At 71.7% G+C, this 26,202-nt stretch carries 23 protein-coding genes; 10 read left to right on the plus strand and 13 right to left on the minus strand.

Translation table 11 applies throughout. The annotated features are described in order from the left end of the window. Nucleotides 1-9 precede the first annotated feature (9 nt). The 5 genes from ABZ883_RS28610 (at nucleotide 10) to ABZ883_RS28630 (ending at nucleotide 5,016) form a co-directional block, all read left to right on the plus strand. Complete coding sequence (locus ABZ883_RS28610) at nucleotides 10-1,044, plus strand: agmatine deiminase family protein (protein WP_360911059.1); 1,035 nt, start codon at nucleotides 10-12, stop codon at nucleotides 1,042-1,044. A gap of 25 nt (nucleotides 1,045-1,069) precedes the next feature. After that, entirely contained in the window at nucleotides 1,070-1,675 is a 606-nt protein-coding gene (locus ABZ883_RS28615; RefSeq protein ID WP_360911061.1) for a TetR/AcrR family transcriptional regulator, read from the plus strand. Between the two features lie 286 nt (nucleotides 1,676-1,961). Beyond that, on the plus strand, nucleotides 1,962-3,563 hold the full coding sequence (cimA, locus tag ABZ883_RS28620) for a citramalate synthase (protein WP_360911062.1): 1,602 nt from the start codon (nucleotides 1,962-1,964) through the stop codon (nucleotides 3,561-3,563). Nucleotides 3,564-3,992: 429 nt separating this feature from the next. Further along, nucleotides 3,993-4,328 carry a hypothetical protein gene (locus ABZ883_RS28625; RefSeq protein WP_360911064.1) on the plus strand — a complete coding sequence of 112 codons (336 nt, stop codon included), beginning with the start codon at nucleotides 3,993-3,995 and terminating at the stop codon, nucleotides 4,326-4,328. Nucleotides 4,329-4,509: 181 nt separating this feature from the next. Further along, nucleotides 4,510-5,016: a hypothetical protein gene (locus tag ABZ883_RS28630; RefSeq protein ID WP_360911066.1), complete on the plus strand. Its 507-nt coding sequence runs from the start codon at nucleotides 4,510-4,512 to the stop codon at nucleotides 5,014-5,016. Between the two features lie 97 nt (nucleotides 5,017-5,113). Here ABZ883_RS28630 and ABZ883_RS28635 read toward each other — a convergent pair whose 3' ends face one another. Continuing rightward, a complete protein-coding gene (locus ABZ883_RS28635) occupies nucleotides 5,114-5,947 on the minus strand; it encodes an MOSC N-terminal beta barrel domain-containing protein (protein WP_360911068.1) in 834 nt (277 codons plus the stop codon). 236 nt (nucleotides 5,948-6,183) lie between these two features. Between ABZ883_RS28635 and ABZ883_RS28640 the strand changes: the two genes are divergently transcribed. From ABZ883_RS28640 to ABZ883_RS28655, 4 genes are all read left to right on the plus strand, one after another. Next, nucleotides 6,184-7,254, plus strand: coding sequence for a CoA ester lyase (locus tag ABZ883_RS28640; protein ID WP_360911069.1), 1,071 nt, complete (start codon nucleotides 6,184-6,186; stop codon nucleotides 7,252-7,254). Next, nucleotides 7,251-8,123, plus strand: coding sequence for a CoA ester lyase (locus tag ABZ883_RS28645; protein ID WP_360911071.1), 873 nt, complete (start codon nucleotides 7,251-7,253; stop codon nucleotides 8,121-8,123). Before ABZ883_RS28640 ends, ABZ883_RS28645 begins: the two co-directional genes overlap by 4 nt. 167 nt (nucleotides 8,124-8,290) lie before the next feature. Then, a complete protein-coding gene (locus ABZ883_RS28650; protein WP_360911072.1) occupies nucleotides 8,291-9,913 on the plus strand; it encodes an acyl-CoA carboxylase subunit beta in 1,623 nt (540 codons plus the stop codon). Nucleotides 9,914-9,927: 14 nt separating this feature from the next. Next, on the plus strand, nucleotides 9,928-10,146 hold the full coding sequence (locus ABZ883_RS28655; protein ID WP_360911074.1) for an acyl-CoA carboxylase epsilon subunit: 219 nt from the start codon (nucleotides 9,928-9,930) through the stop codon (nucleotides 10,144-10,146). Between the two features lie 68 nt (nucleotides 10,147-10,214). Here the strand turns inward: ABZ883_RS28655 and ABZ883_RS28660 are convergent, their stop codons facing one another. The 12 genes from ABZ883_RS28660 to ABZ883_RS28715 form a co-directional block, all read right to left on the minus strand. Then, nucleotides 10,215-11,867 (minus strand): hypothetical protein, encoded by a 1,653-nt coding sequence (locus tag ABZ883_RS28660; RefSeq protein ID WP_360911076.1) that lies wholly within the window; start codon nucleotides 11,865-11,867, stop codon nucleotides 10,215-10,217. Then, a complete protein-coding gene (locus ABZ883_RS28665; RefSeq protein ID WP_360911078.1) occupies nucleotides 11,864-12,661 on the minus strand; it encodes a nucleic acid/nucleotide deaminase domain-containing protein in 798 nt (265 codons plus the stop codon). The genes ABZ883_RS28660 and ABZ883_RS28665 overlap by 4 nt, the downstream gene beginning before the upstream one ends. After that, nucleotides 12,658-13,236, minus strand: coding sequence for an SUKH-4 family immunity protein (locus ABZ883_RS28670; protein ID WP_360911080.1), 579 nt, complete (start codon nucleotides 13,234-13,236; stop codon nucleotides 12,658-12,660). The genes ABZ883_RS28665 and ABZ883_RS28670 overlap by 4 nt, the downstream gene beginning before the upstream one ends. A 48-nt stretch (nucleotides 13,237-13,284) precedes the next feature. Beyond that, nucleotides 13,285-15,003, minus strand: a complete 1,719-nt coding sequence (locus tag ABZ883_RS28675) for a nucleic acid/nucleotide deaminase domain-containing protein (RefSeq protein WP_360911082.1) — start codon at nucleotides 15,001-15,003, stop codon at nucleotides 13,285-13,287. A gap of 156 nt (nucleotides 15,004-15,159) precedes the next feature. Further along, nucleotides 15,160-15,738, minus strand: a complete 579-nt coding sequence (locus tag ABZ883_RS28680) for an ATP/GTP-binding protein (protein WP_360911084.1) — start codon at nucleotides 15,736-15,738, stop codon at nucleotides 15,160-15,162. Continuing rightward, entirely contained in the window at nucleotides 15,719-16,282 is a 564-nt protein-coding gene (locus tag ABZ883_RS28685; RefSeq protein WP_360911086.1) for a DUF742 domain-containing protein, read from the minus strand. Before ABZ883_RS28685 ends, ABZ883_RS28680 begins: the two co-directional genes overlap by 20 nt. 71 nt (nucleotides 16,283-16,353) lie before the next feature. Then, nucleotides 16,354-16,767 (minus strand): roadblock/LC7 domain-containing protein, encoded by a 414-nt coding sequence (locus ABZ883_RS28690; RefSeq protein WP_018562059.1) that lies wholly within the window; start codon nucleotides 16,765-16,767, stop codon nucleotides 16,354-16,356. A gap of 9 nt (nucleotides 16,768-16,776) precedes the next feature. Then, nucleotides 16,777-19,920, minus strand: coding sequence for a nitrate- and nitrite sensing domain-containing protein (locus tag ABZ883_RS28695; RefSeq protein ID WP_360911323.1), 3,144 nt, complete (start codon nucleotides 19,918-19,920; stop codon nucleotides 16,777-16,779). A gap of 456 nt (nucleotides 19,921-20,376) precedes the next feature. Then, entirely contained in the window at nucleotides 20,377-20,985 is a 609-nt protein-coding gene (locus ABZ883_RS28700) for an ATP/GTP-binding protein (RefSeq protein WP_319659776.1), read from the minus strand. Next, entirely contained in the window at nucleotides 20,966-21,373 is a 408-nt protein-coding gene (locus ABZ883_RS28705; protein WP_319659775.1) for a DUF742 domain-containing protein, read from the minus strand. The genes ABZ883_RS28700 and ABZ883_RS28705 overlap by 20 nt, the downstream gene beginning before the upstream one ends. A 71-nt stretch (nucleotides 21,374-21,444) precedes the next feature. Continuing rightward, entirely contained in the window at nucleotides 21,445-21,858 is a 414-nt protein-coding gene (locus ABZ883_RS28710) for a roadblock/LC7 domain-containing protein (protein ID WP_319660047.1), read from the minus strand. A 9-nt stretch (nucleotides 21,859-21,867) separates the two neighbouring features. Then, nucleotides 21,868-25,428: a nitrate- and nitrite sensing domain-containing protein gene (locus ABZ883_RS28715; RefSeq protein WP_360911089.1), complete on the minus strand. Its 3,561-nt coding sequence runs from the start codon at nucleotides 25,426-25,428 to the stop codon at nucleotides 21,868-21,870. A gap of 566 nt (nucleotides 25,429-25,994) precedes the next feature. On the opposite strand from ABZ883_RS28715, the gene ABZ883_RS28720 reads away from it, so the two are divergent. Continuing rightward, nucleotides 25,995-26,195 carry a hypothetical protein gene (locus ABZ883_RS28720; protein WP_360911091.1) on the plus strand — a complete coding sequence of 67 codons (201 nt, stop codon included), beginning with the start codon at nucleotides 25,995-25,997 and terminating at the stop codon, nucleotides 26,193-26,195. Nucleotides 26,196-26,202 lie beyond the last annotated feature (7 nt).

Genomic DNA, 26,202 nt, shown 5'->3' on the forward strand with positions numbered 1-26,202 from the left:
ACCAGCACCATGCCCGCAACCCCCGCCGCCGACGGCTACGTGATGCCCGCCGAGTGGGCCCCCCACGCCCGCACCTGGATGGCATGGCCGTCCCCCAGCACGACCTTCGACGGCGCGGAGGACCTGGCCGCGTCGCGTGCCGCGTGGGCCGCGGTGGCGAGGGCGGTCGCCCGCTTCGAGCCGGTGACGGTCGTGGCCCGCCCCGAGGACGCCGCCGGGGCACGAGAGGCGCTGGGGACCGCCGCCACGGTCGCCGAGGCGCCGCTGGACGACGCATGGATGCGCGACATCGGCCCCACCTTCCTCACCGGCGACGGCCGACTGGCCGCCGCGGACTGGACGTTCAACGGCTGGGGCGCCCAGGAATGGGCGTCCTGGGAGCACGACGCCCGGATCGGCGCCCTGGTCGCGGAGAAGGCCGGCGCCCGCCGCTACGCGACCTCCTTCGTCAACGAGGGCGGCGGGATCCACGTGGACGGCGAGGGCACCGTGCTGCTCACCGGGACCGTGCAGCTCGACCCGGGCCGCAACCCCGGCTGGAGCCGGGAGCGGGCCGAGGCCGAGATCCACGCCTTCCTCGGCACTCGCGAGGCGATCTGGCTGCCGCGCGGCCTCACCGCCGACTACGGGCGCTTCGGCACCCGCGGGCACGTGGACATCGTCGCGGCCTTCGTCCGCCCCGGCGTCGTCGTCGTGCACGACCAGCGCGACCCGTCCCACCCCGACCACGCCGTCTCGCGGGAGGCCGCCGCCCTGCTGCGGGCCGCCACCGACGCCCGGGGACGGCGGCTGGAGGTCGTGGAGCTGCCCGCGCCGCGGGTGCGGGAGAGCGACGGCGAGCCGGTGGACCACAGTTACGTCAACCACTACCTCTGCAACGGCGCGGTGATCCTGTGCGCCTTCGACGACCCCGCCGACGAGGTCAACAAGGCGATCTTCGAGCGGCTCTTCCCGGACCGTGAGGTCGTGCTCGTCGACGCCCGTACGATCTTCGCGCACGGTGGTGGCATCCATTGCATCACCCAGCAGCAGCCGCAGGTGTGACACGACCGCCCCCGAAGGACACAAGGTGACCGGATCCGCCCGCCCCCGGAGGCGGCTCAAGCAGCCGCGCGAGGAGGTGATGGCCGCCGCCATGGCGACGATCGCCGAACGCGGGCTGGCCGAGCTGACGATGGCGGGCCTCGGCCGCCAGGTGGGCATGAGCAGCGGCCACATCCTCTACTACTTCGGCAGCAAGGACGAGTTGCTGCTGCAGACCCTGGAGTGGAGCGAGGAGCAGCTCGCGGCGGAACGCCGGCGCGTCCTCGGCCGCACCGCGTCCACCCGTGAGCGGCTGGACGCGGTGATCGGCCTCTATCTGCCGGGCGGCCGCCGCGATCCGCGCTGGACCCTGTGGTCGGAGGTCTGGAACCGGACCACGGCCGCCGAGGACGTCCTGCGCCGCCAGCTCGAACTGGAACTGGTCTGGCACCGGGACCTGGTCGCGCTGCTCGCCGAGGGCATCTCCCGCGGCGACTTCCGGCCGGTGGATCCCGAGCGGACGACGGTGCGGCTGCGGGCGCTGCTGGACGGTTTCGGGGTGCCGCTGGTGATCGGGCTCCCGGGCATGGACCGCGAACAGGCGCTCGGGCACGTCAAGGAGTTCCTGGACGAGGCCCTGTCGCCCGCATAGTGAGACCGTGTCCCACCCGTCGGCGGGCGTGTGGCAGACTGCGAACGTGCCCTCGTTCGTCATGATTATTGGCAGCAGGCGCGCCGGTCCTCAGTGACCGCTCACCGCAGACCTCGGCGGAAGCGATCACCGTGTCCCAGACCCGCGCGCAGACCTCTCGCACCCGCGAGAGGTTTTTTCGTTTCCCGGCCCACCCGTGCCGGGCGCGGACCAGCGCGAGGGAAAATGGGGGCAAGTGGATCCCGGTTTTCCGGAACCACTCACCCGACAGGAGTTGGATCAGACCATGACGGCCGTACTGGACGACAGCTTCCACGTCTTCGACACCACGCTGCGCGACGGCGCGCAGCGCGAGGGCATCAACCTCACCGTCGCCGACAAGCTGACGATCGCCCGGCACCTGGACGACTTCGGGGTGGGATTCATCGAGGGCGGCTGGCCCGGCGCCAACCCGCGCGACACCGAGTTCTTCGCCCGGGCCGCCGGCGAGCTCGACCTGCGCCACGCGCAACTGGTCGCCTTCGGCGCCACCCGCCGCCCCGGAGGCAGCGCCGCCGAGGACCCGCAGGTCAAGGCGCTGCTGGAGTCCGGGGCCCCGGTCATCACGCTGGTCGCGAAGTCGCACGACCGCCATGTCGAGCTGGCACTGCGCACCACGCTGGAGGAGAACCTGGAGATGGTCCGGGACACCGTCTCCCACCTGCGCGCCGAGGGCCGCAGGGTCTTCGTCGACTGCGAGCACTTCTTCGACGGCTACCAGGCCAACCCGGTCTACGCCAAGGCCGTCGTCCGCGCCGCGCACGAGGCCGGCGCCGATGTCGTCGTGCTGTGCGACACCAACGGCGGGATGCTGCCCGCGCAGGTGACCGCCGTCGTCCGCACCGTCCTGGCCGACACCGGCGCCCGCCTGGGCATCCACGCCCAGGACGACACCGGGTGCGCGGTCGCCAACAGCCTCGCCGCGGTCGACGCGGGCGCCACGCACGTGCAGTGCACCGCCAACGGCTACGGCGAGCGGGTCGGCAACGCCAACCTCTTCCCCGTCGTCGCGGCGCTGGAGCTCAAGTACGGCCGCACCGTGCTGCCCGAGGGCGCGCTCGCCGACATGACCCGGATCTCGCACGCGATCGCCGAGGTCGTCAATCTCACGCCCTCCACGCACCAGCCGTACGTGGGAGTCTCCGCATTCGCCCACAAGGCGGGTCTGCACGCCTCCGCCATCAAGGTCGACCCCGACCTGTACCAGCACATCGACCCCGAACTCGTCGGCAACACCATGCGCATGCTGGTGTCCGACATGGCGGGCCGGGCCTCCGTCGAGCTCAAGGGCAAGGAGCTCGGCGTCGACCTCGGAGGGGACCGCGAGCTGATCGGCCGGGTCGTCGAACGGGTCAAGGAACGCGAACTCGCGGGCTACACCTACGAGGCGGCCGACGCCTCCTTCGAACTCCTGCTGCGCGAGGAGATCGAGGGCCGGCCCATCCGCTACTTCCGCGTCGAGTCCTGGCGCGCGATCGTGGAGGACCGCCCCGACGGCATCCACGCGAATGAGGCGACCGTCAAGGTCTGGGCCGACGGCCAGCGCATGGTGGGCACCGCCGAGGGCAACGGCCCCGTCAACGCCCTGGACCGGGCGCTGCGTGTCGCGCTGGAGCGTACGTACCCGCAATTGGCGAAGCTGGAGCTGGTCGACTACCGGGTCCGCATCCTGGAGGGCAAGCACGGCACCGAGTCCACGACCCGGGTGCTCATCTCCACCTCGGACGGCACGTCCGAATGGTCCACGGTCGGTGTCGGCGAGAACGTCATCGCCGCCTCCTGGCAGGCGCTGGACGACGCCTACGCGTACGGGCTGCTGCGCGCGGGGGTCGAGCCGCGCCGGGACTGAGCGCGGGGCGCGGTGCCGGGAAAGGAGCAATGCGGACGCGGGCCGGGCCCGCGTCCGCATTTTCCGCGCATTTCCCATGGGCCGTCAGAAATGCCTGCGGAGAGGCGTACCGCGTATTGATTGCCACAGGCATCCACCTTTCCGGCAGCGGATGTTGGAGCGGTTGACGAATCAATCAGGTGCGTTAGCCCAAAGGTGGACAATTTCCCCAGGGGTGGCTACGGTCGAAATACGGACGCCGCCGTTGCGGAGAGTACAAACCGCAGCCGTACGGTGGCGGAAGCCGGAATCCGCCGGCTGGACGGTGCCCAGCGCATCGCAGTGCAGTTCTTGCTCCCTGACTCATCACGGCACGACTCGTGCGCCCCGGTCAGGTCGAGGCACCGTCCGTGCGTTCACGGTCTCGAAGGAAGAAGACACGAAATGCGCGTGAAGCGAACCATCGCACTTCTGGCCAGCCCGCTCGCCGCAGCCACGGCTCTCGCGTTCTCGCCCGCCATGATGTCGCAGGCCTCGGCCGCACCCACGCACGTGGACGCGGCGGCGACCGCCTCGCACGGCAAGGTCGTCCCCTCGCTGACCGCCACTCAGCGCGGCTTCCAGCAGGGCAACCGGGACGGGCTCTCGGACGCCCAGCAGGGTGCCCCCGGATCCTGCAACGCGTTCGGGTTCAACTTCAACCCGAGGGAGCCCGGACAGGACTACCGGACGGGCTACCGCAACGGATACAACAACGGTTGGACGCAGATCTGCGACCTCCCGTAACGGGCGGATGCCCGGCCGGTCGGCCCGCGAAGGCCCCGCCGCACGCTCAGCGGGGCCTTCCGCGTGAGACCGTCCGGGTCCAACTCCCGCGCATACGCGCGTAGAACGCGGGAACACTCCTCCTGCTCCACCTGCACAGCCGCCCCACAGGATGCACGGTCATCAGCAGGAGGGTTCCCCCATGAAGTTCCGCTCCGCCGTGAGCGCGCTCGTCCTCGCGCTCGGCGTGCTCTTCGCGCCCGGCGCCGGGCTCGCCGCCCCGCACGACGCGTACGCCGTCACGAAACTGACGCACGCCCAGGCCACGGCCATGTTCCGGTCCGCCGGGATCACCTGGTCGTCGTCCGGCGGCTGCTCCAACCGCAACAACGCCACCTGTACGTCGTTCGACCAGCTGAACCAGGCCACCGCGCAAGGTGCCGTGACGCTCAAGCACGCGAGCGGCTGCGCCCTGAACATCACCGGTGGCACCGAGACCGGGCACGCGAGCGGTACGTACTCGCACTGGAACGGCTACAAGCTCGACTACGGCAAGAACAGCTGCGTCACCAACTACATCCACGGCTCGTTCGCCTACATCGGCCTGCGCGGCGACGGCGCGCCCCAGTACCAGTCGGGCTCCGGCAACATCTACGCCGACGAGGGCAACCACTGGGACGTCCTCTACTACAACTGCGGCGGCTGCTGACCTCAACAGCCTTTCGAAGAAGCGCCGTTGACCCGGCCCGGTGGCGCGAGCGCCGCGCCGCCGGGCCCGTGCGCGCCCGAGGCCGCGACGCCGGCGCTCACTCCCACGCCTGGACCTCGATGCGGTCGCCGACCGCGACGACTCCCGGCCGCAGCACGGCCGCCTTCATCGCGAAGCTCACCCTGTTCCCGTACTCCGGCTCCCGCCGGTAGTCCGCCAGGGTGCGCACCGGCTCGGGCCCGGCGCTGCGCCCCGTGGCCTGGTCGACCATCGGGACCGCGCAGCGGACCGCGCGGACGGAGTACCCCAGCACCGCGCTGCCGGCGGTCATGCGGCGCACCCGGTCCTCGGTGTGCGGCTCGGACCAGCCCTCGACCACGATGTTCGCGCGGAAGCGGTCGACGGGCACCGGGGCACCGCCGCGCTCCCGGATGCGCCGGTTGAGCTCGTCGAGCGAGGCCAGCGACGCGACCGAAAGGGCGTGCGCGTCCGCGAAGTTGACCTTTCCGGGGTGCTCGCCCCAGCCGTCCCGGTCGAAGCCGGGCCGCACCCGCACCAGCCGCGAGGGCTGCCCCAGGGCGTCGGAGAGCCAGCGGGCCGCCTCCTCGCCCTGGTCGACCGCCGTGCCGAGCGGCCGGTCGAACATGCTCACCTCGCGCAGCGCCCCCTCGTGCGCCACCTCCACCCGCAACTGCCCGGCGCCGGGCGCCGCCAGCGCCAGGTGCTTGCCGTCGTCGGCCACCTCGGCCCGGACCACGGCCATCCGCGGCAGTTTGCGCTGGCTGCGGAAGGTGCCGTCGGCGGCGTCCACCACCATGAACACCCGGTCGTGGGCCAGTCCGGTGGCGGTCACCTCGGCACGGCTCACGGGCACGCCCGCGCAGCCCTTCACGGGGTAGTGGGTGAGGCTGTGCACGGTCGCGGCGGTCATCGGCGGTGTTCCCTCCCGGATCGGCGGAAAGCCCATTCGACCACGCCCGGGGCGCCCTCGGGGGCCGTGCGCCGTCACCCGGACGGCGCACCGGCGCGCCGCTGCGTGCCCCTGTCGCCGCCGGGGCCGTGGACGCTCGGTGACCAACAGCACACGTACTGACCAGTAACGCCGAACCCCGGCGGATCATAGGGTGAACGCCGTACGCTCCCCACCCTCGAACCCTGGGAGACCGCATGCGTTCCGCGAAGGACTTCTTCCGACCGCTGGCCGTGGGGGCCCCGGCCCCCGTACGGGAGGTACCGTTCCGGCCCTCGCGGATGATCCACTTCTTCGATCCGGGCAACGAGAAGATGGCGGCCAAGGTCCCCTCCATCGCGCCCACCGTGGACGTCCTGCTGGGCAATCTGGAGGACGCCGTCGCCGCCGACCGCAAGGAGGCCGCGCGGGCGGGCCTGGTCGCGATCGCGAAGGGCACCGACTTCGGCGACACACAGCTGTGGACGCGGGTCAACAGCCTCGACTCGCCGTGGGCCCTGGACGACCTGATCACGCTCGTCACCGAGATCGGCGACCGGCTCGACGTCGTCATGGTGCCCAAGGTCGAGGGCGCCGAGGACATCCACTACGTCGACCGGCTGCTCGCCCAGCTGGAGGCCCGGGCCGGGGTGCGCCGCCCGATCCTCGTGCACGCGATCCTGGAGACCGCCTCGGGCGTGGCCAATGTCGAGGAGATCGCCGGGGCCAGCCCGCGGATGCAGGGCATCTCGCTCGGCCCGGCCGACCTCGCGGCCAGCCGCCGTATGAAGACCACCCGCGTCGGCGGGGGACACCCGGGGTACCTCGTGCGGGAGGACCCGAAGGACCCCGATGTCGAGCTGCCGCGGCTGACCTACCAGCAGGACCTGTGGCACTACACCATCGCCCGCATGGTCGACGCCTGCGCCGCGCACGGCATCCTGCCGTACTACGGCCCCTTCGGCGACATCAAGGACACCACGGCCTGCGAGGACCAGTTCCGCAACGCCTTCCTGCTGGGCTGCGTCGGCGCGTGGAGCCTGCACCCGGTGCAGATCGACATCGCCAGGCGGGTCTTCTCCCCGGCCCCGGCCGACGTGGCCTGGGCGCGCAGGGTGATCGACGCGATGGGCGACGGCACGGGCGCGGTGATGCTCGACGGCAAGATGCAGGACGACGCGACGGTGAAGCAGTGCAAGGTCGTCGTCGACCTGGCGGACGCGCTGGCCGCCCGGGACCCCGAACTGGCCGAGGCGTACGAGGCCGCCTGGAAGGAGCAGAGCCGATGACCGAGGCGACCCTGCGGCCCCGCCGCTCCGTGCTGTACATGCCCGGCGCGAACGAGCGCGCCCTGGAGAAGGCCAAGAGCCTCCCCACCGACGCGCTCATCCTCGACCTGGAGGACTCCGTCGCCCCCGACGCCAAGGCCGAGGCCCGCAAGCGGGTCGCCGCCGCGGCCGCATCCGGGGAGTACGGGCCGCGGGAGCTGACCATCCGGGTGAACGCGCCCGGCACCCCGTGGCACGAGGACGACCTGCGGGCCGCCGCCGAGGCCGGCCCCGACGCCGTGGTCGTCCCCAAGGTGGACTCCGCGGCCACCGTGCACGCCGTCGAGCGGGCCCTGGAGGCCGCGGGCGCCCCCGACCGCACCGCGATCTGGGCGATGGTCGAGACCCCGCGCGCCATGCTGGACGCCCGTGCCGTCGCGGCCGCCTCCGAGCGGCTCACGGTGCTGGTGATGGGCACCAACGACCTGGCGAAGGAACTGCACGCCGAGCACGTCCCCGGCCGGGCCCCCCTGCTGACCGGGCTGTCGCTGGCCCTGCTGGGCGCCCGCGAGGCGGGCAAGGCGATCCTGGACGGCGTCTACAACGACGTGCAGGACCTGGCGGGCTTCGAGGCGGAGTGCGTCCAGGGCCGGCAGTTCGGCTTCGACGGCAAGACGCTGATCCACCCGAAGCAGGTGGAGGTCTGCAACAGGGTCTTCGCCCCCTCGGAGGAGGAAACCCACAAGGCCCGGCGCATCATCGAGGCGTTCGAGGCCGCCGCGGCCGAGGGCCGGGGAGTCGTCACGGTCGACGGGCGGATGATCGAGAACCTCCATGTGGATGACGCCCGGCGTGTCCTCGCGCTGGCCGCGGCGGTGACCGGACGCTGACCGTTCACTGAAGTCCGGGTGGACGACCGCTACAAAGAAAGGGCCTCGCACGTGCCGTGCGGGGCATTTCTTGTGTTGGTTCTGTCCAGATGCTCCATGATGCGGGTCCGGACACTGTACGAAGTGGACGCCGTTTCCGAGGGCCCTGCGCTCGTATGGTCGATGTCATGAGCGTTTTGGACGAGGTGCCGACCCAGCCTGCCGAGGCCGAGGACGGCGGCGAAGCCGCCCAGCCGGCGAACGACGCGCGCGGGCGCGTCGCGGAACTGCACGCGATCCGCGAGCAGGTCCGGCTCGGCCCCAGCGAGAAGGCCACCCAGGCCCAGAAGGCCAAGGGCAAGCTGACCGCCCGCGAGCGGATCGACCTGCTGCTCGACGAGGGGACCTTCAGCGAGGTCGAGCCGCTGCGCCGGCACCGTGCCTCCGGTTTCGGCCTGGAGGCGAAGAAGCCGTACACCGACGGCGTCATCACCGGCTGGGGCACCGTCCACGGCCGCACCGTCTTCGTGTACGCACACGACTTCCGGATCTTCGGCGGCGCGCTGGGCGAGGCCCACGCCTCCAAGATCCACAAGATCATGGACATGGCCATCGCGGCCGGCGCCCCGCTGGTCTCGCTGAACGACGGCGCCGGCGCCCGTATCCAGGAGGGCGTCTCCGCGCTCGCCGGCTACGGCGGCATCTTCCAGCGCAACACCCGCGCCTCCGGTGTCATCCCGCAGATCTCGGTGATGCTCGGCCCGTGCGCCGGCGGCGCCGCGTACTCCCCGGCGCTCACCGACTTCGTCTTCATGGTCCGCGAGACCTCGCAGATGTTCATCACCGGCCCGGACGTCGTCCAGGCCGTCACCGGCGAGAAGATCACGCAGAACGGGCTCGGCGGCGCCGACGTCCACTCCGAGATCTCCGGTGTCTCGCACTTCGCGTACGACGACGAGCAGACCTGCCTGGAGGAGGTCCGCTACCTGCTGTCGATGCTGCCGCAGAACAACCGCGAGAACCCGCCGTCGGCCCCCACCAGCGACCCGGCCGACCGGCGCGGCGACGTCCTGCTGGACATCGTCCCGGCCGACGGCAACCGCTCCTACGACATGCACCAGGTGATCGAGGAGATCGTCGACGAGGGCGAGTACCTGGAGATCCACGAGCGCTGGGCGACCAACATCATCGTCGCCCTGGCCCGCCTCGACGGCCAGGTGGTCGGCATCATCGCCAACCAGCCCGCCTCCCTGGCGGGTGTGCTCGACATCGAGGCCAGCGAGAAGTCGGCCCGGTTCGTGCAGATGTGCGACGCCTTCAACATCCCGCTCATCACTCTTCTGGACGTCCCCGGCTTCCTCCCGGGCGTCGACCAGGAGCACGGTGGCATCATCCGGCACGGCGCCAAGCTGCTGTACGCGTACTGCAACGCCACCGTGCCGCGCATCTCGCTGATCCTGCGCAAGGCGTACGGAGGTGCCTACATCGTCATGGACAGCCAGTCGATCGGTGCCGACCTGACCTACGCCTGGCCCACCAACGAGATCGCCGTGATGGGCGCCGAGGGTGCCGCCAACGTCATCTTCCGGCGGCAGATCGCCGACGCCGACGACCCCGAGGCCATGCGCGCCCGCATGGTCAAGGAGTACAAGTCCGAGCTGATGCACCCGTACTACGCGGCCGAGCGCGGCCTCGTGGACGACGTGATCGACCCCGCCGAGACCCGCGAGGTCCTCATCCGCTCGCTCGCCATGCTGCGTACCAAGCACGCCGACCTGCCGTCCCGCAAGCACGGCAACCCGCCCCAGTAAGGGAGACCGACCCCGTGAGCACTCCTGCCGACAGCTCCGCCGCGGCGCTCGTTCGCGTCGAGCGCGGCCACGCCAGCGACGAGGAACTGGCCGCCCTGACGGCCGTCCTCCTCGCCCGCGCCGCGGCCCAGGGCCAGGACGCGACCGCCTTCGTCAACCCCCGCTCCACGGCCGGCTGGCGCCGCCTGGAGCGGCAGTCCGGCTTCAGCGCGCCGCACAGCTGGCGCAGCTGACCCTCCGGTCCCGTTCACGACGGTGGCGCGGCACCCCCCGGGGTGCCGCGCCACCGTCGTTTCCGGGTTCAGGACGCCGTGGGGGAGGTGCCGAGCGCGGCGACGCCCGCGGTGCCGGCCACGAACAGGGTGCCGTCGCCGGAGAGCGCGAGCGCTTCCGCACGGTACGGGGGCACCACCGCACGCCGGGTGCCCGCCGGCAGGTCCCACAGGTGCACCTCGCCGTCGGACCAGGCGGCGGCGGCCACGGGCCCCGAGGGGGTGTCGGCGGCCGCGAGCGACGTCACGACGGCCTCGCGGCGGTCGACGGGCTCTGGCATCGGGTCGCCGCCCGTCTCCCACAGCCGCAGCGTGCCGTCCGCCCCACCGCTCAGGCACAGGGCGAGACCGGCGGCGTCGACGAGGGCCACCGCCGTGAGGGGCGCCGGGTGCAGCCTGCGGGTGACCGGGCCGCGGTCGTGGGCCGTGGCGTCCCACACGTGCACACGGCCGTCGGCGTCCCCCACGGCGACGCGGCTGCCGTGGGCGGCGACCGCGGTGGGCGGCGTCCGCGCGGTGTTGTGCACGTCGGCCACCCGGGACAGGGCGTTGGACATCGGGCCCGCCGTGTGCAGGGTCTCGTCCGCGTCGAGGAGCAGCAGACCGCCGCCCGCGGCCGGCGCGATGCCCGCCGGACGCAGGGCGGCGTCGAGCGGGAGGCGGGAGAGGACCGCGCCGGTCGCGGGGTCCAGCACGGCCAGCCGGCCCACCGGGTCGGCCACGAGCAGCCCGCCCCCGCCGGGTGCCAGGGCCGTCGCCGGCCCGCCGGCGACCCACCGGGCGGTCCAGGAGTGCAGGCGGGCCAGGGGTTCGAGGTACGCGGCCAGTTTCGGGTCCTCGGCCAGTGCGGCCGTGTGGAGGACGGCGGCGCGCTCGGGCCCGGTGAGGCCGAGCGCGGTCAACGCGGGGGCCGCCCGCCGCCACACCGCCCGCAGCCCGCGGGGCGCCGGTGTGCGGGGGTCGGCCAGGGCGGCGGTGATCGAGGGGGCGGGACCGTGCACGAGGAAGCCGGGGTCGCCGGTGAGGCGCGCGGCCGTGCCACCCGCCAGGGCGAGCTCCAGGACGCGGGACCGGACGGCGTCGGGGGCCCGCTCCCAGTCGGGCGTGCCCGCAGGGCCGAGGGGGACGGCCGCGAGCATGCGCTCCGACTCCGCGCCGGCGTCGACCGGTTCGGGCGCGGTCCCGGAGCCGGTCACGGCGACCGTGCGGCACGGCAGCGTCCAGGCGGGCGCACCGCTGCCGGCCACCTCCGCCAGCAGCCGTACATGGGGGAGCGCGAGCAGTGGTTCCAGCAGGCCGCGCACGATCTCCTGGGGAGCCGTTCCGGCCGCCCGGTGCAGATCGGCGGCGGCCAGCAGCACCGGCCGGGTGTCGCGGGCCAGTCTCAGCAGGATGTCCGGGGCGCCGACCGCGCCGTACCCCAGCTGCCGTCCCAGCTCCCAGGCGAAGACCTCGGCCGTGAGCCCGGCCGCGGGGACGAGCGCGTGGACGCGCAGCGCCGGATCCGGGGCGGTGCCGGTGACGTACCAGGCCAGCAGCCGGCTCTTGCCCGCCCCCCGGGCACCGGTGAGCAGGCAGAGCCGCGGGGCGGCCCGGTCGCGCGCCCAGCCGGTCAGCTCCTGTCCGGCCGGGGCCAGTCCGGCGTCCAGCGGTGGCGGGCCCGCCCCGTCCGGCGCGGTCATGCGTCCGCGCTCTCGCGCAACCGGCGCAGGCCCTCCGCCCGTGACGCGGCGGTCTCGCCGTAGGGGAACTCATGGGTCAGCCCCGCGCCGGGGAAGACCCGGCCCAGCCACATCGAGCAGTAGTGGCCCGGCATGAAGCACGCCTCCAGGTCGGTGTGGATGCGCGTCACCTGCTCCGGCTGGACACCCGCCGCCTGCAGCGAGGACCACAGCCGCTCCTCCGGGTGCAGGCACACGGCGCTCGCCTGGGTGAAGATCTTCTTCTCCCCGGTCGCGTCCGCCACCTCCATCGCGGCGAACCACTGCGCGCTCGCGGTGTCCCGGATGTCGTCCAGCACCAGCGGCCACCAGTTCTCGCGGTCCGCGAACGCCTCGGCGTCCGCCGCGCGCAGCCGCTCCTCCAGCCGCCGGAAGACCTCGGACGCCGCGGCCGGTTCGTCCGCCGCGGCGATCGCGCCCAGCGCGAGGTCGAGTTCGAGAAGTCCTGCCGCGAAGGACTCCGGTGAGGAGGAGACGAACCGCGACGGTTCGGTCCAGCCGAGCAGCACCGCGTGCACGGTCCCCCCGGCGCCGGCGCAGATCTCGTACCCCCGGTCGTCCCCGAGCCTGCTCCAGGCCTCGAACTCCGGCTGTCGCAGCGGGCGTTCGACGGACGCGGCGTACGCGCCGAGGGCGACCGGGTCCGCGGGGTCCGTCCGGAAGTAGGGCCCCACCTGGAGCGGCAGGACGTGCTCGTCCACCCGGCGCAGCCCGGCCTCGCCGAACCGTTCGCGGAGCCGTTCGGCGAGCGTCACCACATCCCTCCGGAGACCTCGTCGTGGACGGTCTCCCAGACCCCGTCGCCGTCGGCGTACGGAACCGGGTCGACCTGCGAGAGGGCTTCCCTGATCTCCTCGGCGACGGCGATCAGGTCGTCGATCTCCGGGAACTCCTCCGGGGGGTCGTAGTCCGGCCGGCGGCGCTCCAGGAGGTACATGCCGTAGGCCATGCCGGAGAGGTCGGTGTGGACCTTCTCGATCCGGCGGGTGTCGAGGTTGACCGCGTGGACCGCCCCGGTCCTCCCGTCGAGCACCACGTCGCTGGAGAACGCCCGGCCCAGGTGCGGCCAGCCGCGCAGGTCGGGGGTGAAGCCCTCGAAGTCCACCAGCCGTTCGACGTCGCGGTGCGCCGACAGCGGCGTCAGTCCGTCCGCCAGGTCCTCGCGGAGCTCGAAGAGCAGCCCCTCGGCCCGGGGCAGGCCCACCTCGGCCAGGAAGCGCGCCGTGTCCTGGTGGACGAGCAGGTCCCCCTGCCGGTCGAGGGGGACGCGCACGATCGTCTCCGGGGCGAAGACCTCGGCGAGGAGGGCGGGGGTCACGGGGGCGATCACGGTGATTCCTGTTCGACGGATCCGGGCGGGCGGTCGTGCGGGCTCATGCTAGCGGGCTCGGTGGAGCAGGCTCAGGTACCGTCTCATCTCCTTGTTGCCGTCCGCCTGGGAGGCGCGCAACGCCGCGTTGCGGGCCTCGTTGTCCGCCTTCTTGTCGCCCGTGGTCTCCCACGTGGCGTCCTCCCCGTACTCGAAGCTGTGCGACATGTCCGTGTCCGGGTAGTACTTGTGCAGCCACTCGCCGCAGTACCGGTTCAGCGTCCGGCAGGGCGCGCGTTCGCTGTAGCCGTCCACCACTTGGTGCTGCATGCCGCTGTTGATGAGGGGGACGCCGAGCACGCGCTCGGAGTGCGGACCCCCGCTCCGGCCGACGAGGATGAAGTCGTTCTGCCCGTCGCTGTAGCGGAACGCCGCGTAGTTCTTGCCCTTGTAGTCGTTCTGGATGTGCCGGGCCAGCTGGGTCGCCCGGGACAGTTCGTCGTCGCCTGAGACGACGGCGGTGGAGTGCTTGCGCGGCCCCTCCTGGTCGGGGACGTCGCGGTCGAGCGGCGCGTCCGTGTTCCGGTCCGAGGGGAGGCTGTCGACGTGGATCTTCTTCCCGTCGGGGGAGATCTGGTGGATCCTCCCGGCGTCGTCGACCAGGTAGACCGGCGTCTTGTCCCCGGTCTTGCGCAGCTGTTCCATGGAGTGGACCTTGTGCAGGCCCTCCAGGTCGGCCGCGGTGCGGTCGTCGTTGTCCTTGTGGTTCTTGTGCATCTGCCGGACGCCGCGCCGCATGTCGCCGGTGATGTGCCCGGTGGCGTTGTCCAGGCCGGTGCGGACACCGTTGACCAGGGTCTCGATGAACTGCTCGGCGGCCTGCGTGAGTTCCCCGCCCTTGCCCTTGACCCGGGCGTGGCGTTCGTGGGCGCGCCGGATCCGCTCGCTGCCGCGGGACCGCATGTCCTGGCCGTGGCTGTCGACCTGGGTGTCGAAGTCGGCGTACGCGCTCTCGTCGTGACGGATCTGACCGCTGCCGGCCCCGTCGCTGCCCCCGCTGCCGGAGCCGCCGCCCCCGGAGCCGCCACCGGCGGAGGCCAGTACGAAGCTGCCGTCCTTGGCCCCGGTGAGCTGGTGCCGGGAGTCCTCGACGCCCTGCTCGAAGCCGCCCTTGCCGGCGTCGGCCGCACGGCCGAGGTCGACGCCGTGCTGGATGCCGAGGGCGTTGGCGCCGAGCTGGATGGCCAGGTCGCCGGCCATGGTGCCGAGTGCCGCGTACACCGGCCCGGTCGCCAGCCCGATCACCTGGTCCAGGGCCTGCTGGGCGGCCTCCTTGAACAGGCGTTTGACGATGAGCCGGGTCGCCTGGGTGGCCCCGGCGGCGCCGAGTTCGGACAGACCGAGCGTGAAGGGCGCGGCGGCCTGGGCGGCGATCACCTCGGCGGCCAGGATGCCGAGCTGCACCACGGCGGCGATCTTGGCACCCTCGACGACGAGGGCCACCCCGTCGAGCGCGGTGGCGCCCAGCCGTCCGGCATCCGCCAGATTGCCCAGGTGGGAACCGACCTTGTTCCAGTGGGAGTTGAAGGCGTCCACCGCGGGGCCCTCGGTCGCCCCGAGCAGGCCCGCGACCGCCTCGTGCAGGCCGCCCCCGCCGTGGTCCACGTCGTCGGCGAACTCCCGCAGGGCCGTCGCCATTTCGCGGTAGTCGTCCTCGTCGACGTTCGGCCACATGATGCCGATCAGGTCGAGGAGCCACGCCAGTTCGTCCGGCAGCACGACACCCATGGGCCACCCCCGTCGGCTCAGGCGCGCAGAAGCGCCTCTTGCGTTCCACTTCTATCAAACGCCGTGCGGGGCGTGGCAGTTGCACGACAAACATGGCACAAACGCGAAGGCCCCGCACTCGCCGTGCGGGGCCTTTCGCGTCGTGCGGATCCGCCGTTACCGCAGCCGCGCCATCAGCGCGTGCTCCACCAGCGTGATGAGCGCGCTCTTCGCCTCGCCGCGGTGGCGGGCGTCGGTGGTGATGATGGGGGCCTCGGGGCCGATCTGCAGCGCCTCCCGGACCTCCTCCGGGTTGTACGGCTGGTGTCCGTCGAAGCCGTTGAGGGCGATGACGAAGGGCAGCCCGCTGTTCTCGAAGTAGTCCACGGCCGGGAAGCAGTCGGCCAGCCGGCGGGTGTCCACCAGGACGACCGCGCCGATGGCGCCGCGCACCAGGTCGTCCCACATGAACCAGAAGCGGTCCTGACCCGGCGTACCGAACAGGTACAGGATCAGGTCCTCGTCCAGCGTGATACGGCCGAAGTCCATGGCCACGGTGGTCGTGGTCTTGTCCGGCGCGTGGGTCAGGTCGTCGATGCCCGCCGAGGCGGAGGTCATCACGGCTTCGGTACGCAGCGGGTTGATCTCCGATACGGCACCGACGAACGTGGTCTTGCCCACGCCGAAGCCGCCCGCCACCACGATCTTCGCCGAGGTGGTTGAGCGAGCTGGACCGCTAGAGCTTGCGAAGTCCACTGAGCACCCTTTCGAGCAGTGTCACGTCTGGCTGTCCGCCCGAGGCATCGTCGCCACCGGGCTGGTGAATGGCGACGAGACCGGCCTCCGCCAGGTCGGCGACGAGGATTCGGGCGACGCCGAGGGGGATGGAGAGAAGCGCGGAGATCTCCGCGACCGACTTGATCTCCCGGCAGAGGATGCAGATCCGCTGGTGCTCCGGCAACTGCCCCCGCAGTTGTGACGCCTCCGCGGTCGTGCTGACCAGTGCCTCGAGGGCGAGCTGGTAGCGCGGCCGGGTGCGGCCACCGGTCATCGCGTACGGGCGGACCAGCCCGGACGGGGAGGTGCGTCCGGCCGGGGCCGTGCGCGGTGACGGTGCCTGCGGGGGTTCGTACGGCTGGATCCTCGGCTGCCGATGCGACGGCCTGCCGCCCGGGTCCTGGGTCCCTCCGCCGAAGGCGGGGGGTGGCTCCGGGGTGGGCGCCGAGGGGAAGTTGAACCGCTTGAGGGGCGGCTGCTGTTGGTGATTGCCGTACTGATCTCCGCCTGGGGGCGTTGCCACGGTTCCTCCTCCAGCTGGGTAGCGCGTCCGAGAACCCTACGGGTCCCCGGACGCGCTCGCATGCCTGTCCGTTAGTTGAGCAGGCTGCCCTGCAGTTCCGCGCGCAGATCGGGGGTGAGCACATTGCCCGCCCGGTCCACCAGCAGGGCCATCTCGTAGCCCACGAGGCCGATGTCGCACTCGGGGTGCGCGAGCACGGCCAGCGAGGATCCGTCGGAGACGGACATGATGAAGAGGAAGCCGCGCTCCATCTCCACGACGGTCTGGTTCACATGGCCGCCCTCGAAGATCCGCGAGGCCCCCGCGGTCAGCGAGGTCAGCCCCGAGGCCACCGCGGCCAGCTGGTCCGCGCGGTCCCGCGGGAACCCTTCGGACATCGCCAGCAGCAGGCCGTCGGCAGAGACCACAACCGTATGGGAGACCCCTGGGGTCTGGTCCACGAAACTGGTGATCAACCAGTTCAGGTTCTGTGCCGCCTGGCTCATCGGACTCAACTAACGCTCCTGGTGCTTGGGGCCGAAGCCCTGGCCGTTCGTGTCAGTTCCCGCAGTACGCCCCTGCTGGACACCGCGCCGCAGATTGCTCAGTCGGCCGCGGACGTCCTCGGGTGCTCGGGAGACCATGGGGCCGCCCTGCGGAGTCTGCTGTGCGGTGCCCGGGACCAGGTTGGCCTTGGGGACCCGCCGGGGCAGGCCGGAGGGGGTGACCCCGCCGGCCTTGGGCTTGCGGGCCTGTTCGGCCCGCTGCCAGTTCTCGTCGTTCGTGGAACGCCAGTCGGGGGACTCCGCCGACAGGTCCGGCGTCCCGGCCGGCGTCGCGGGCGCCGGCTGCGTGGGGAAGCCGTTCGCCGGCTGGGGCTCCGACTGGGCCGGCACCGACGGTCCGGACTGCTGCCGGCCGCGGTCGCGGCGCGGCAGGCCCGCGTCCGTCACGGTCGTGTGCAGCGGGCCTGAGGACGGTCCCGGCCCGTCGAAGCCTACGCGCTCCGGGGCCTCGAAGGGGGCGGCAGTGGCGGAATCGGTCGCAGGCGCCTCGGGGTAGGCCGTGGCCTGGGACATCTCCTGCTGCTGCGCGGGCTGCTGGGCGCTCCAGCCGTCCTGCGCGTAGCCGTTCTGCTGCTGCCAGCCGTCCTGGCCGTAGCCGGCCTGGGCGGCGTCGTACTCGGGTGCCGGGGCCGGGAAGCCGCCGTCGGTGTACGAGGGCTCCTGGAAGGGCGCGGCCTGCGTGTCGTAGCCGTGCTGCTCGGCGAAGCCCTGCTGCTCCGGGAGGGGCTGCGCCGGGAATCCCTGTGCGTCGAACCCGGGCTGCGCGAAGGCCTCCTGCGCGAAGGCGTCCTGGGAGAAGGATTCCTGCGGGAAGGATTCCGCGGCGGCCGGGGTCTCGAAGCCGTCGAAGGCCTCCTGCTGCCCGGCGGCCTCGTCGCGGAACAGCGGGCGCTCGCCGCGGTCGTTGGCCGCGGCCTCCAGCTGGGCGCGGCGCTCGCCGCGCTTCAGGGAGCGGCCGACCGGGTCCAGCGCGCGGGCGTCGCCCGGCGCCTCCGCGCGCTCGTAGCGGGAGTCGTCGAAGCCGAGCTCGGCGGCGGTCGGCCCGTACGCGGCGAAGGACTCGGTCTCGGTCTCCGGCATCATCCGGGACACCGTGAAGTCGTCCTCCAGCGGTATCTCCTCGCCGCCGCCACCGTGGGTGATGGGCTCGGGGAGCATGACCAGCGACGTGGTGCCCGCCTGCTCGCCCGAGGGGCGCAGCTGCACGCGGATGCCGTGCCGGTCGGCGAGGCGGCCGACCACGAACAGGCCCATGCGCTTGGAGATCGAGGCGTCGACCGTGGGCGGGTCGGCCAGCTTGTGGTTGATGTCCGCGAAGTCCTCGGCCGTGAGGCCGATGCCCTTGTCGTGGATCTCGACCATCACACGGCCGTCGGGCAGCCGGGTCGCGGTGACGCGGACCCTGGTCTGCGGCGACGAGAACGTCGTGGCGTTCTCCAGCAGCTCGGCCAGCAGGTGCACGAGGTCGGTCACGGCGGTGCCGTGGATGTCCGTCTCCGGAATGCCGACCAGCTCGATACGCGCGTACGCCTCCACCTCGGAGGCCGCGGCGCGCAGCACGTCGACCAGCGGGACCGGCTGGTTCCACCGGCGGCCCGGCTCCTCGCCGGCGAGGACCAGGAGGTTCTCGCCGTTGCGGCGCATGCGGGTCGCGAGGTGGTCCAGCTTGAACAGGCTCTCCAGCTGGTCCGGGTCGCCCTCGTTGTTCTCCAGGTCCGTGATCAGCGTCAGCTGGCGCTGGATGAGGCCCTGGTTGCGGCGGGAGAGGTTGGTGAAGATCGCGTTGACGTTGCCGCGGAGCAGCGCCTGCTCGGCGGCGAGCCGCACGGCCTCGCGGTGGATCTGGTCGAAGGCGCGGGCGACCTCGCCGATCTCGTCGTTGGAGTTGATCGGGATGGGCTCGACCCGGGTGTCGATCTTGCCGGGGTCGGTCCTGGACAGCTGGTCGACCAGGGCCGGCAGCCGCTGCTCGGCGACCTCGAAGGCGGAGGTGCGCAGCCGCCGCATGCTGTTGCTCATCGAGCGGGCCATCATCGCCGCCACGATGAAGGCGATGATCAGGGCGACCAGCACGATGGCGGAGTTGACGATGGCCTCGATACGGGCGCTGTCGGCGATGTCGCTGGAATCCTGCAGCGCCTGGTCGGCCAGGTGCTTCTCGACGTTCTGGTACGCCTCGAAGCCCAGCGTGGTGGCGCCGAACCAGCTCTGCGGCGTGATGCCCTGGGCCGCGAGGCTCTTGGGGTCCTGGCCGGAGGCGATCAGCCCGATCATCTGCTTGATCTCGGGCGGGGCGACGAAGGTCCGGCCGGCGTCCTTGGCCGCCTGCGCGGCCTGCGTGGCCTGCTCCGCGCCCTTCTTGCGGGCAGCGGCCTGCTCGTCCTGGAGCCGCTGGTAGTCGGCCGCCGTGCCGCCGCCCTGGTACTCCGCCTCGGCGACCTGCTGGAGGTAGGCGTACGAGGCGAAGGAGGTGAGCTGGGTCTGGCGCTCCTCGGGGGCCAGCTTGGTGCGGTCCTCGACCAGCAGGTGGGTGCCGATGGAACGGGTCAGCGACTCGGCGGCCTTGGCGAGCTCGATCGCGTACAGCGTGCGTCCGTAGGAGGCGACGCTGCTGGTTCCAAAACCGAGTTCGTTCGCCAGCTCCATCAGCGGGTGCTGGATCTCGACGTACTTCTCCTCGGTCTGCACACCGGGCAGCTGCCGCGTGAACGCGGTCTCGCGCAGCTTCGGCAGGACCTTCTCGCCCAGGCGGATATTGGCGACACGGCGTTCGAGGCGTTCGTCCGCGGGCAGCTCGCGCACCGTGGCGTCGAAGGCGGCGGCGGCCGCGTCGGTGGCGGCACGCGCCGCCACCACGGTCTTGTTCTCCTTGTCGCCCTGGAGCAGGGGAACCACGCTGACGTCGCGCTCGTTCAACACGGCATTGGCGTAGTCCACCGCGGCCCGGACGGCGCGTGCGGTCCGCACCGCGTCGTCGGCGTCCTGCCAGGTCTGCACGGCCGTCTGCACCCGGAAGCCGCCGAAGACCAGGGCGACGAGCACCGGGATGAGGAGGATGACGTTCAGGCGGGTGGCCACCCGCCAGTTGCGCATGGCAAAGCGGCTGCCCGACGCGGCGACCGGCTCCGTGATCTCGGGAGCGGTCTCGGTCTGCACCGTGCCGTGTCGCGCGGGCGGGGTGAAATTGCCACGCGGGTGGTCCGCGGGACCCGGCTCTGCGCGCCTCGTGTTCCTCACTCGACCAACAACCTCTCGGCGACGACGCCGGCGGCGTCGTTCCTACTCTCGGGTTTCGATGAATTCCAGCACGTCATGGGGGTGCTCCACAAACCTCCGGCGGCGATGCCGAACCCATGATCACGCGCTTGTTAAAAGGGGCATAAGCAAAAAGCGGTGGCATTTCAGCAGGGTGATGTATGCGCAGTGAAGCCGGTCGGGCGCGGGCGGTGTTCGAGATGTTCCGATTCGCGGTCGAAACGTTATGAACAGAAGGACCGGCCATGTCAAAAGACACAGCCGGTCCGTACCCGAAGTGGCAAGCTGGAGTGCTTACTTGAGGCGAGCGAGCAATGCGTGTTCCACGAGCGTGATCAACGCGCTCTTCGCCTCCGCGCGATGCCGCGCGTCGGTGGTGATGATCGGCGCCTCGGGGCCGATCTGAAGTGCCTCGCGCACCTCGTCGGGCGTGTACGGCTGGTGGCCGTCGAACCCGTTGAGCGCGATGACGAAGGGCAGACCGCTGTTCTCGAAGTAGTCCACGGCCGGGAAGCAGTCCGCCAGCCGGCGGGTGTCGACCAGCACGACCGCGCCGATGGCGCCGCGCACGAGGTCGTCCCACATGAACCAGAAGCGGTCCTGACCCGGCGTACCGAACAGGTACAGGATCAGGTCGTCGTCGAGCGTGATACGGCCGAAGTCCATCGCCACGGTCGTGGTCGTCTTGTCGGCCACGTGGGTCAGGTCGTCGACACCCGCGGACGCGGAGGTCATCACGGCCTCCGTGCGGAGCGGGTTGATCTCCGAGACCGCTCCGACAAACGTGGTCTTGCCCACGCCGAAGCCACCGGCCACCACGATCTTCGCCGAGGTGGTGGCACGGGCCGCGGGCGGCGCACCGTACGCCGCCTGCTGCCCCGGCCTAGAGCTTGCGAAGTCCACTGAGCACCCTTTCGAGCAGTGTCACATCAGGCTGTCCGCCGGCCTCGCCGCTGCTCGGCTGGTGGATGGCGACCATCCCGGCCTCAGCCAGGTCGGCCACCAGGATCCGGGCCACCCCCAGCGGAATCGCCAGCAGTGCGGAGATCTCGGCGACCGACTTGATCTCCAGGCACAGGTGGCAGATGCGCTGGTGTTCGGGGAGCATCCCCTGGTAGGCACCCGGCTCGGCAGTGGTGCTCACCAGCGCCTCGATGGCGAGCTGGTAGCGCGGCCGGGTGCGACCACCGGTCATGGCGTACGGCCGCACCAGCGGCTGGTCGCCTTCGCCCCCGTACGGCGCATGGTGGGGCGCGCCGTACGGGCCGGGCGAGGCAGGCGGCGGTGTCATGAAGGTCCTCCGGATAAGAGCGGACGCGGTTCTCTTGTCATGGGGCGGTTGTCGGCCGGGCTCGCACGAGCTCAGCCCATCAGACTGCCTTGGAGTTCAGCGCGCAGATCGGGGGTGAGGACGGCGCCCGCCCGGTCGACGAGCAGCGCCATCTCGTAGCCGACGAGGCCGATGTCGCACTCGGGGTGCGCGAGAACGCACAGCGAGGATCCGTCGGAGATCGTCATCAGGAGGAGGAAGCCGCGCTCCATCTCCACCACCGTCTGATTGACGTTGCCGCCCTCGAAGATGCGGGACGCACCCGCGGTCAGCGAGGTCAGACCGGAGGCCACGGCCGCCAGCTGATCGGCGCGGTCCCGGGGGAAACCCTCGGACATCGCCAGCAGCAGGCCGTCGGCGGAGACCACCACCGTGTGGGACACCCCGGGGGTGTTGTCCACGAAGTTGGTGATCAACCAGTTCAGATTCTGTGCCGCCTGGCTCATCTGGCTCAACTAACGCTCCTGCTGGTGAGTGGTGCCAAAGCCGCGGCCGTCGGTCGTGCCCGTACCGGCCTGGCGGCCTTGCTGAATACCGCGCCGGAGGTTGGTCAGGCGTCCGCGCACGTCGTCGGGGGCCCGGGAAACCTGCGGACCACCCTGGGGGGCTTGCTGGGTCGTACCGGAACCGGGCACGAGGTTCGCGCGCGGCACCCGGCGGGGGAGGCCGGAGGGGGTGACCCCACCGGCGGAGGGCTCACGGACCTGGCCGGCCCGCTGCCAGACCTCGTCGTTGGGCGAGCTGCGCCAGGCGGCGGGCTCACGACGGGGCGGCGGCGGGACCTGCTGGGTCTGGGGCTGCTCGGCGCGGACCCGCTGCGGCGGTTGCTGCGGCTGCTGCGGGTGCTGCTGCCGCGGCGGCTGCTGCGGGCGCTGCGGCGGACGGGTCGGGGCACCGCCGGAGAGCGGACCGCTGCCGTTCTGCTGCGGGGCCACCGGGCCCTGCTCGACGTGCACTTGCTGCATGCGCTCGGCACGGCCGGTGCGGAACCAGTCCGACTCGAGGGAGTCGAAGATCGGGCTGGACTCGTCCGCACGGACCGGGGCCGGCGGCAGGGCCATCGGCTCGGACGCGGCCGGCAGCGGGTGCCGCTGCTCGGCGGGCCGCTGCTGCTGACCGGCGGCCGGACCGCGCTGACGCTGGGCCTGCGGGGCCGGAGGCATGGGCGCCTGCGGCATCGGGGCCTGGGGCATCGGGGCCTGCGGCATCTGGGCCTGCGGACGCTGGAAGACGTCGCTGCGGGTGAAGGTGCCCGTCTGCGGCGGCTGCTGCGGCTGCTGGTTCTGGTCCTGCTGGTACTGCGGCTGCTGGTACTGCTCCTGCTGGTACAGGTCCTGCTGGTACTGCGGCTGCTGGGCTTCCTGCCCGTACTGCTGCGGCTGCTCCTGCTGGTACTGCTGCTGGTTCTGGTCCTGCTGGTACTGCGCGGGTTGCTGGGGCTGCTGCCGGCCGAAGGCGGAACTCATGGTGCCGCGCTGCGGAGCCGTGTGCGGGATCGTGTTGAAGTCCGGGCGCTCGAACTGCGCCGTGCTCTCCAGGTCCTCGTGGCCGCGCGGCATGTCCGCCGCCGGGCCGCCGGGAGCGGCGCCGACCGGCTGCGGTGCGGCCGGGAACTGCGGAGCGTGCGGCTGTTGCGTGGGCTGCGGCGGAGTGGACTGCCGCTGCGGGCGGCCCTGGCCGCCCTGGCCCTGCTGCTCGTTCGCCCAGCTCGGGTTGGAACGCTGCGGTGCCGCGGGAGCTCCGGGGCGCCCGCCCTGCGGGGCCTGACCCGGGCCGCCGGGGCCCGAGTTGAGCGCCGGCCGCTGAGCGGAACCGGGCACCTGGCCGCGCTGCGGCGCGCGGCCGACACCGGCGGCCTGCGCACCGGCGCCCACCGCCGCGCCCGGACCGGGACCGCCCGGCTGCTGGCCGCGGTTGCCGGCGGCACCGGGCTGCGGCTTGGCGCCGCCCTGGGTGACGTCGACCGGGAGCATGACGAGCGCCGTGGTGCCGCCCGAGTCGGACGGACGCAGCTGGATGCGGATGCCGTGTCGCAGGGACAGGCGGCCGACCACGAACAGACCCATGCGGCGGGAGACGGAGACGTCCACCGTCGGCGGGTTGGCGAGCCGCTCGTTGATGTCGGCGAGGTCCTCCGGGGAGAGGCCGATGCCGGTGTCGTGGATCTCGATCAGCACGCGCCCGTCGGGCAGCGCGTGACCGGTGACCCGGACCTTGGTCTGCGGCGAGGAGAACGAGGTCGCGTTCTCCAGCAGCTCTGCGAGCAGGTGGACGAGGTCGTTGACGACGCGGCCGGTGACTTCCACGCCCGGCACCGACGTGAGCTCGATGCGCTCGTACTGCTCCACCTCGGAGGCCGCGGCGCGCAGGACGTCGACCAGCGGGACCGGGCGGGTCCACCGGCGGCCGGGCTCCTCGCCCGCGAGGACGAGGAGGTTTTCGCCGTTCCGGCGCATACGGGTCGCGAGGTGGTCGAGCTTGAAGAGGCTGGACAGCTGGTCCGGGTCGGCCTCGCGGGACTCCAGTTCGGAGATCAGGCTCAGCTGACGCTGGATCAGGCCCTGGCTGCGGCGCGAGAGGTTGGTGAACATCGCGTTGACGTTCCCTCGCAGCAGCGCCTGCTCGGCGGCGAGACGGACCGCCTCGCGGTGGACCTCGTCGAACGCGCGGGCCACCTGGCCGATCTCGTCGCGGGTGTGGATGCCGATCGACTCGACCGAGGTGTCCACGTCCTGCGGGTCGGACTCGGAGAGCTGCTTGACCAGCTCGGGCAGCCGCTTCTGGGCGACTTCCTGAGCGGTGTCCTGCAGGCGGCGCAGCGAGCGGACCATGGAGCGGGCGACGACGAAGGCGCCGACGACCGAGATGCCGAGCACGAGGAGGATCAGCGCACCGCTGATGATCGCCTCTTGCTGGGCCTCGTTGCGCAGTGTCAGGGCCTTCTGCTGCATCTCCTCGAGGAGGTGCTGCTCGATGGCCTTCATCGTGTCGAGCTTGGTCTTCGCGGCGTCGTCCCAGTCGAGGTAGGAACCCTCGAAGCTCTGGATGCCTTCTTCGGCCGACGCGATACGGTCGGCGTCGGTGTCGTGCGATTGGATCGCCTGGTTGCCCTGCTCGAGGCCGGTGAGGAGGGGCCCGGACTTCTGCCGGCCGTAGATCTGGCGGAACTGCTCGAGGGCGGTGCGCTCCGAAGTAACTGCGTCCTTCACGAAGCGCCAGTCGTTGGGGCTCAGCTTCTTGCCGTCGGCGAGCGCGGCACTGACCGTGGCGCGCTGGATCGACTCGTACTCCTTGGCGGCGGAGAACGCCGCCAGCGCACGGGTACTGGCGATCATGTCGGTGCTACCGGTCGCCTCGGCCATCTCCTGGGAGAGGTCGATCAGCGACTGGATCAGGCCGTCGTAATCACTGACCGTCGAGGCGATGAACCCGCTCTGCTCGTAGGCGCGCTCGCGGATGCCCTGCAGAGAGCCGAGCTGACGGTGGATCTGTGAGAGCGAGGCTTGGACACCCGTGAGATCGGGGTCGACACCCTCCTCCGCGGCGACGAAGGCCTGGCGGGCCAGCTTGGTGTTCTCCTGGGCGGCGACGATGTCGTCGTCGTTCTCGTCGCGGGGAGTGCTGGACAGCGGACCTGCCGAGACGTCCCGTTCGTTCTGGAGCGCGGCGGCGAGCTTGGTCGCCTGCTCCGTCAGGTCGGTCAGGGACGTCATCGCGTCCAGCTGCTTCACGTTCTCCAGCGAGCCCTGGATGCGCAGGGCACCCAGGGTGGTCGCGGCGACCACCGGTAGCGCGAGCAGCGACACCAGGCGCGTGCTGATGCGCCAGTTCCGCATGGCTATTCGGGAGCCGTGTTTGGGGCCCGAGCGCACACCGCTCTCCGGCGTGGCGCCGCTCTCCGCGCCCGCGGTTCCGACGTCTGCGGTGTCCTCCCGGCGGGCGGGGCCGGTGTCGGCCCCACCGCGCTGCTCCGGGTCGCCCGCAGCGCCGCCATCCCTCTTGAAACGTCCCTGCACTAGCGTCGCAACCTCTGGACCAGGCGTCCCCCGCGCGGGCGGCAGGACGGTGTCGAGTTTGTGGAGTCCCGCCCTCCCCGGCAGGTACCCGTTGGCCGCCGCCGCTCGGCGTTCGCACGCTCCCCCTTGCGCGCCGGCGTCTGTTGATACGGCGGTCCGGGGAATTCCAGCACAGTGCCGGACCTCCAACAAGGCCCGTCAGGTATCGAGTGGAATACGTGACTCAGCGCACCGGGCGCGTCACGCGGTGTCCGGCCGCATTCGGGCGGGCACGGTCAATTCGGGCGCCCCCGGGGGCTCATGGGCCTCTGCCTGCACGAGAGGGCCACCGGCCGCCGGGTGCAATTGGCGTGGATCATCCGTGATGTCGGGTTCACGGACATCGGGTCGCCGTCCGATTCGCCCTTCTTGTCGATCACTTGGTGAGCAAAATCACAGGGGTGTGCCCGTGTCGGTCACCCGGAAAGGGGAATGCCCGCCAGATAGATTGACGTTTGACACCACCGTGTACTACGTCAACCCGCGCCCGGCAGGGCGCCCGGACTCCACGAGGTTCTGACCGCCCCATGAAGACGACCATGATCATGCGTCCCATAGCCAATCCGCGTCGCACCACCCTCGCGCACCTCACGGACGCCGAGGACACGCGGACCGCCGAGGTCGCACCGGCCGTCGAGGGCGAGGCCCCTGTCGTCATCCTGCCGCGGCAGACCGCCAACCCGCGCCGCACGGTCCTGAACGACCTCAAGGAGCAGCCCGCGGGCTGAGGCCCCG

Source organism: Streptomyces sp. NPDC046977 (genome assembly GCF_040644455.1).
Lineage (GTDB): Bacteria > Actinomycetota > Actinomycetes > Streptomycetales > Streptomycetaceae > Actinacidiphila.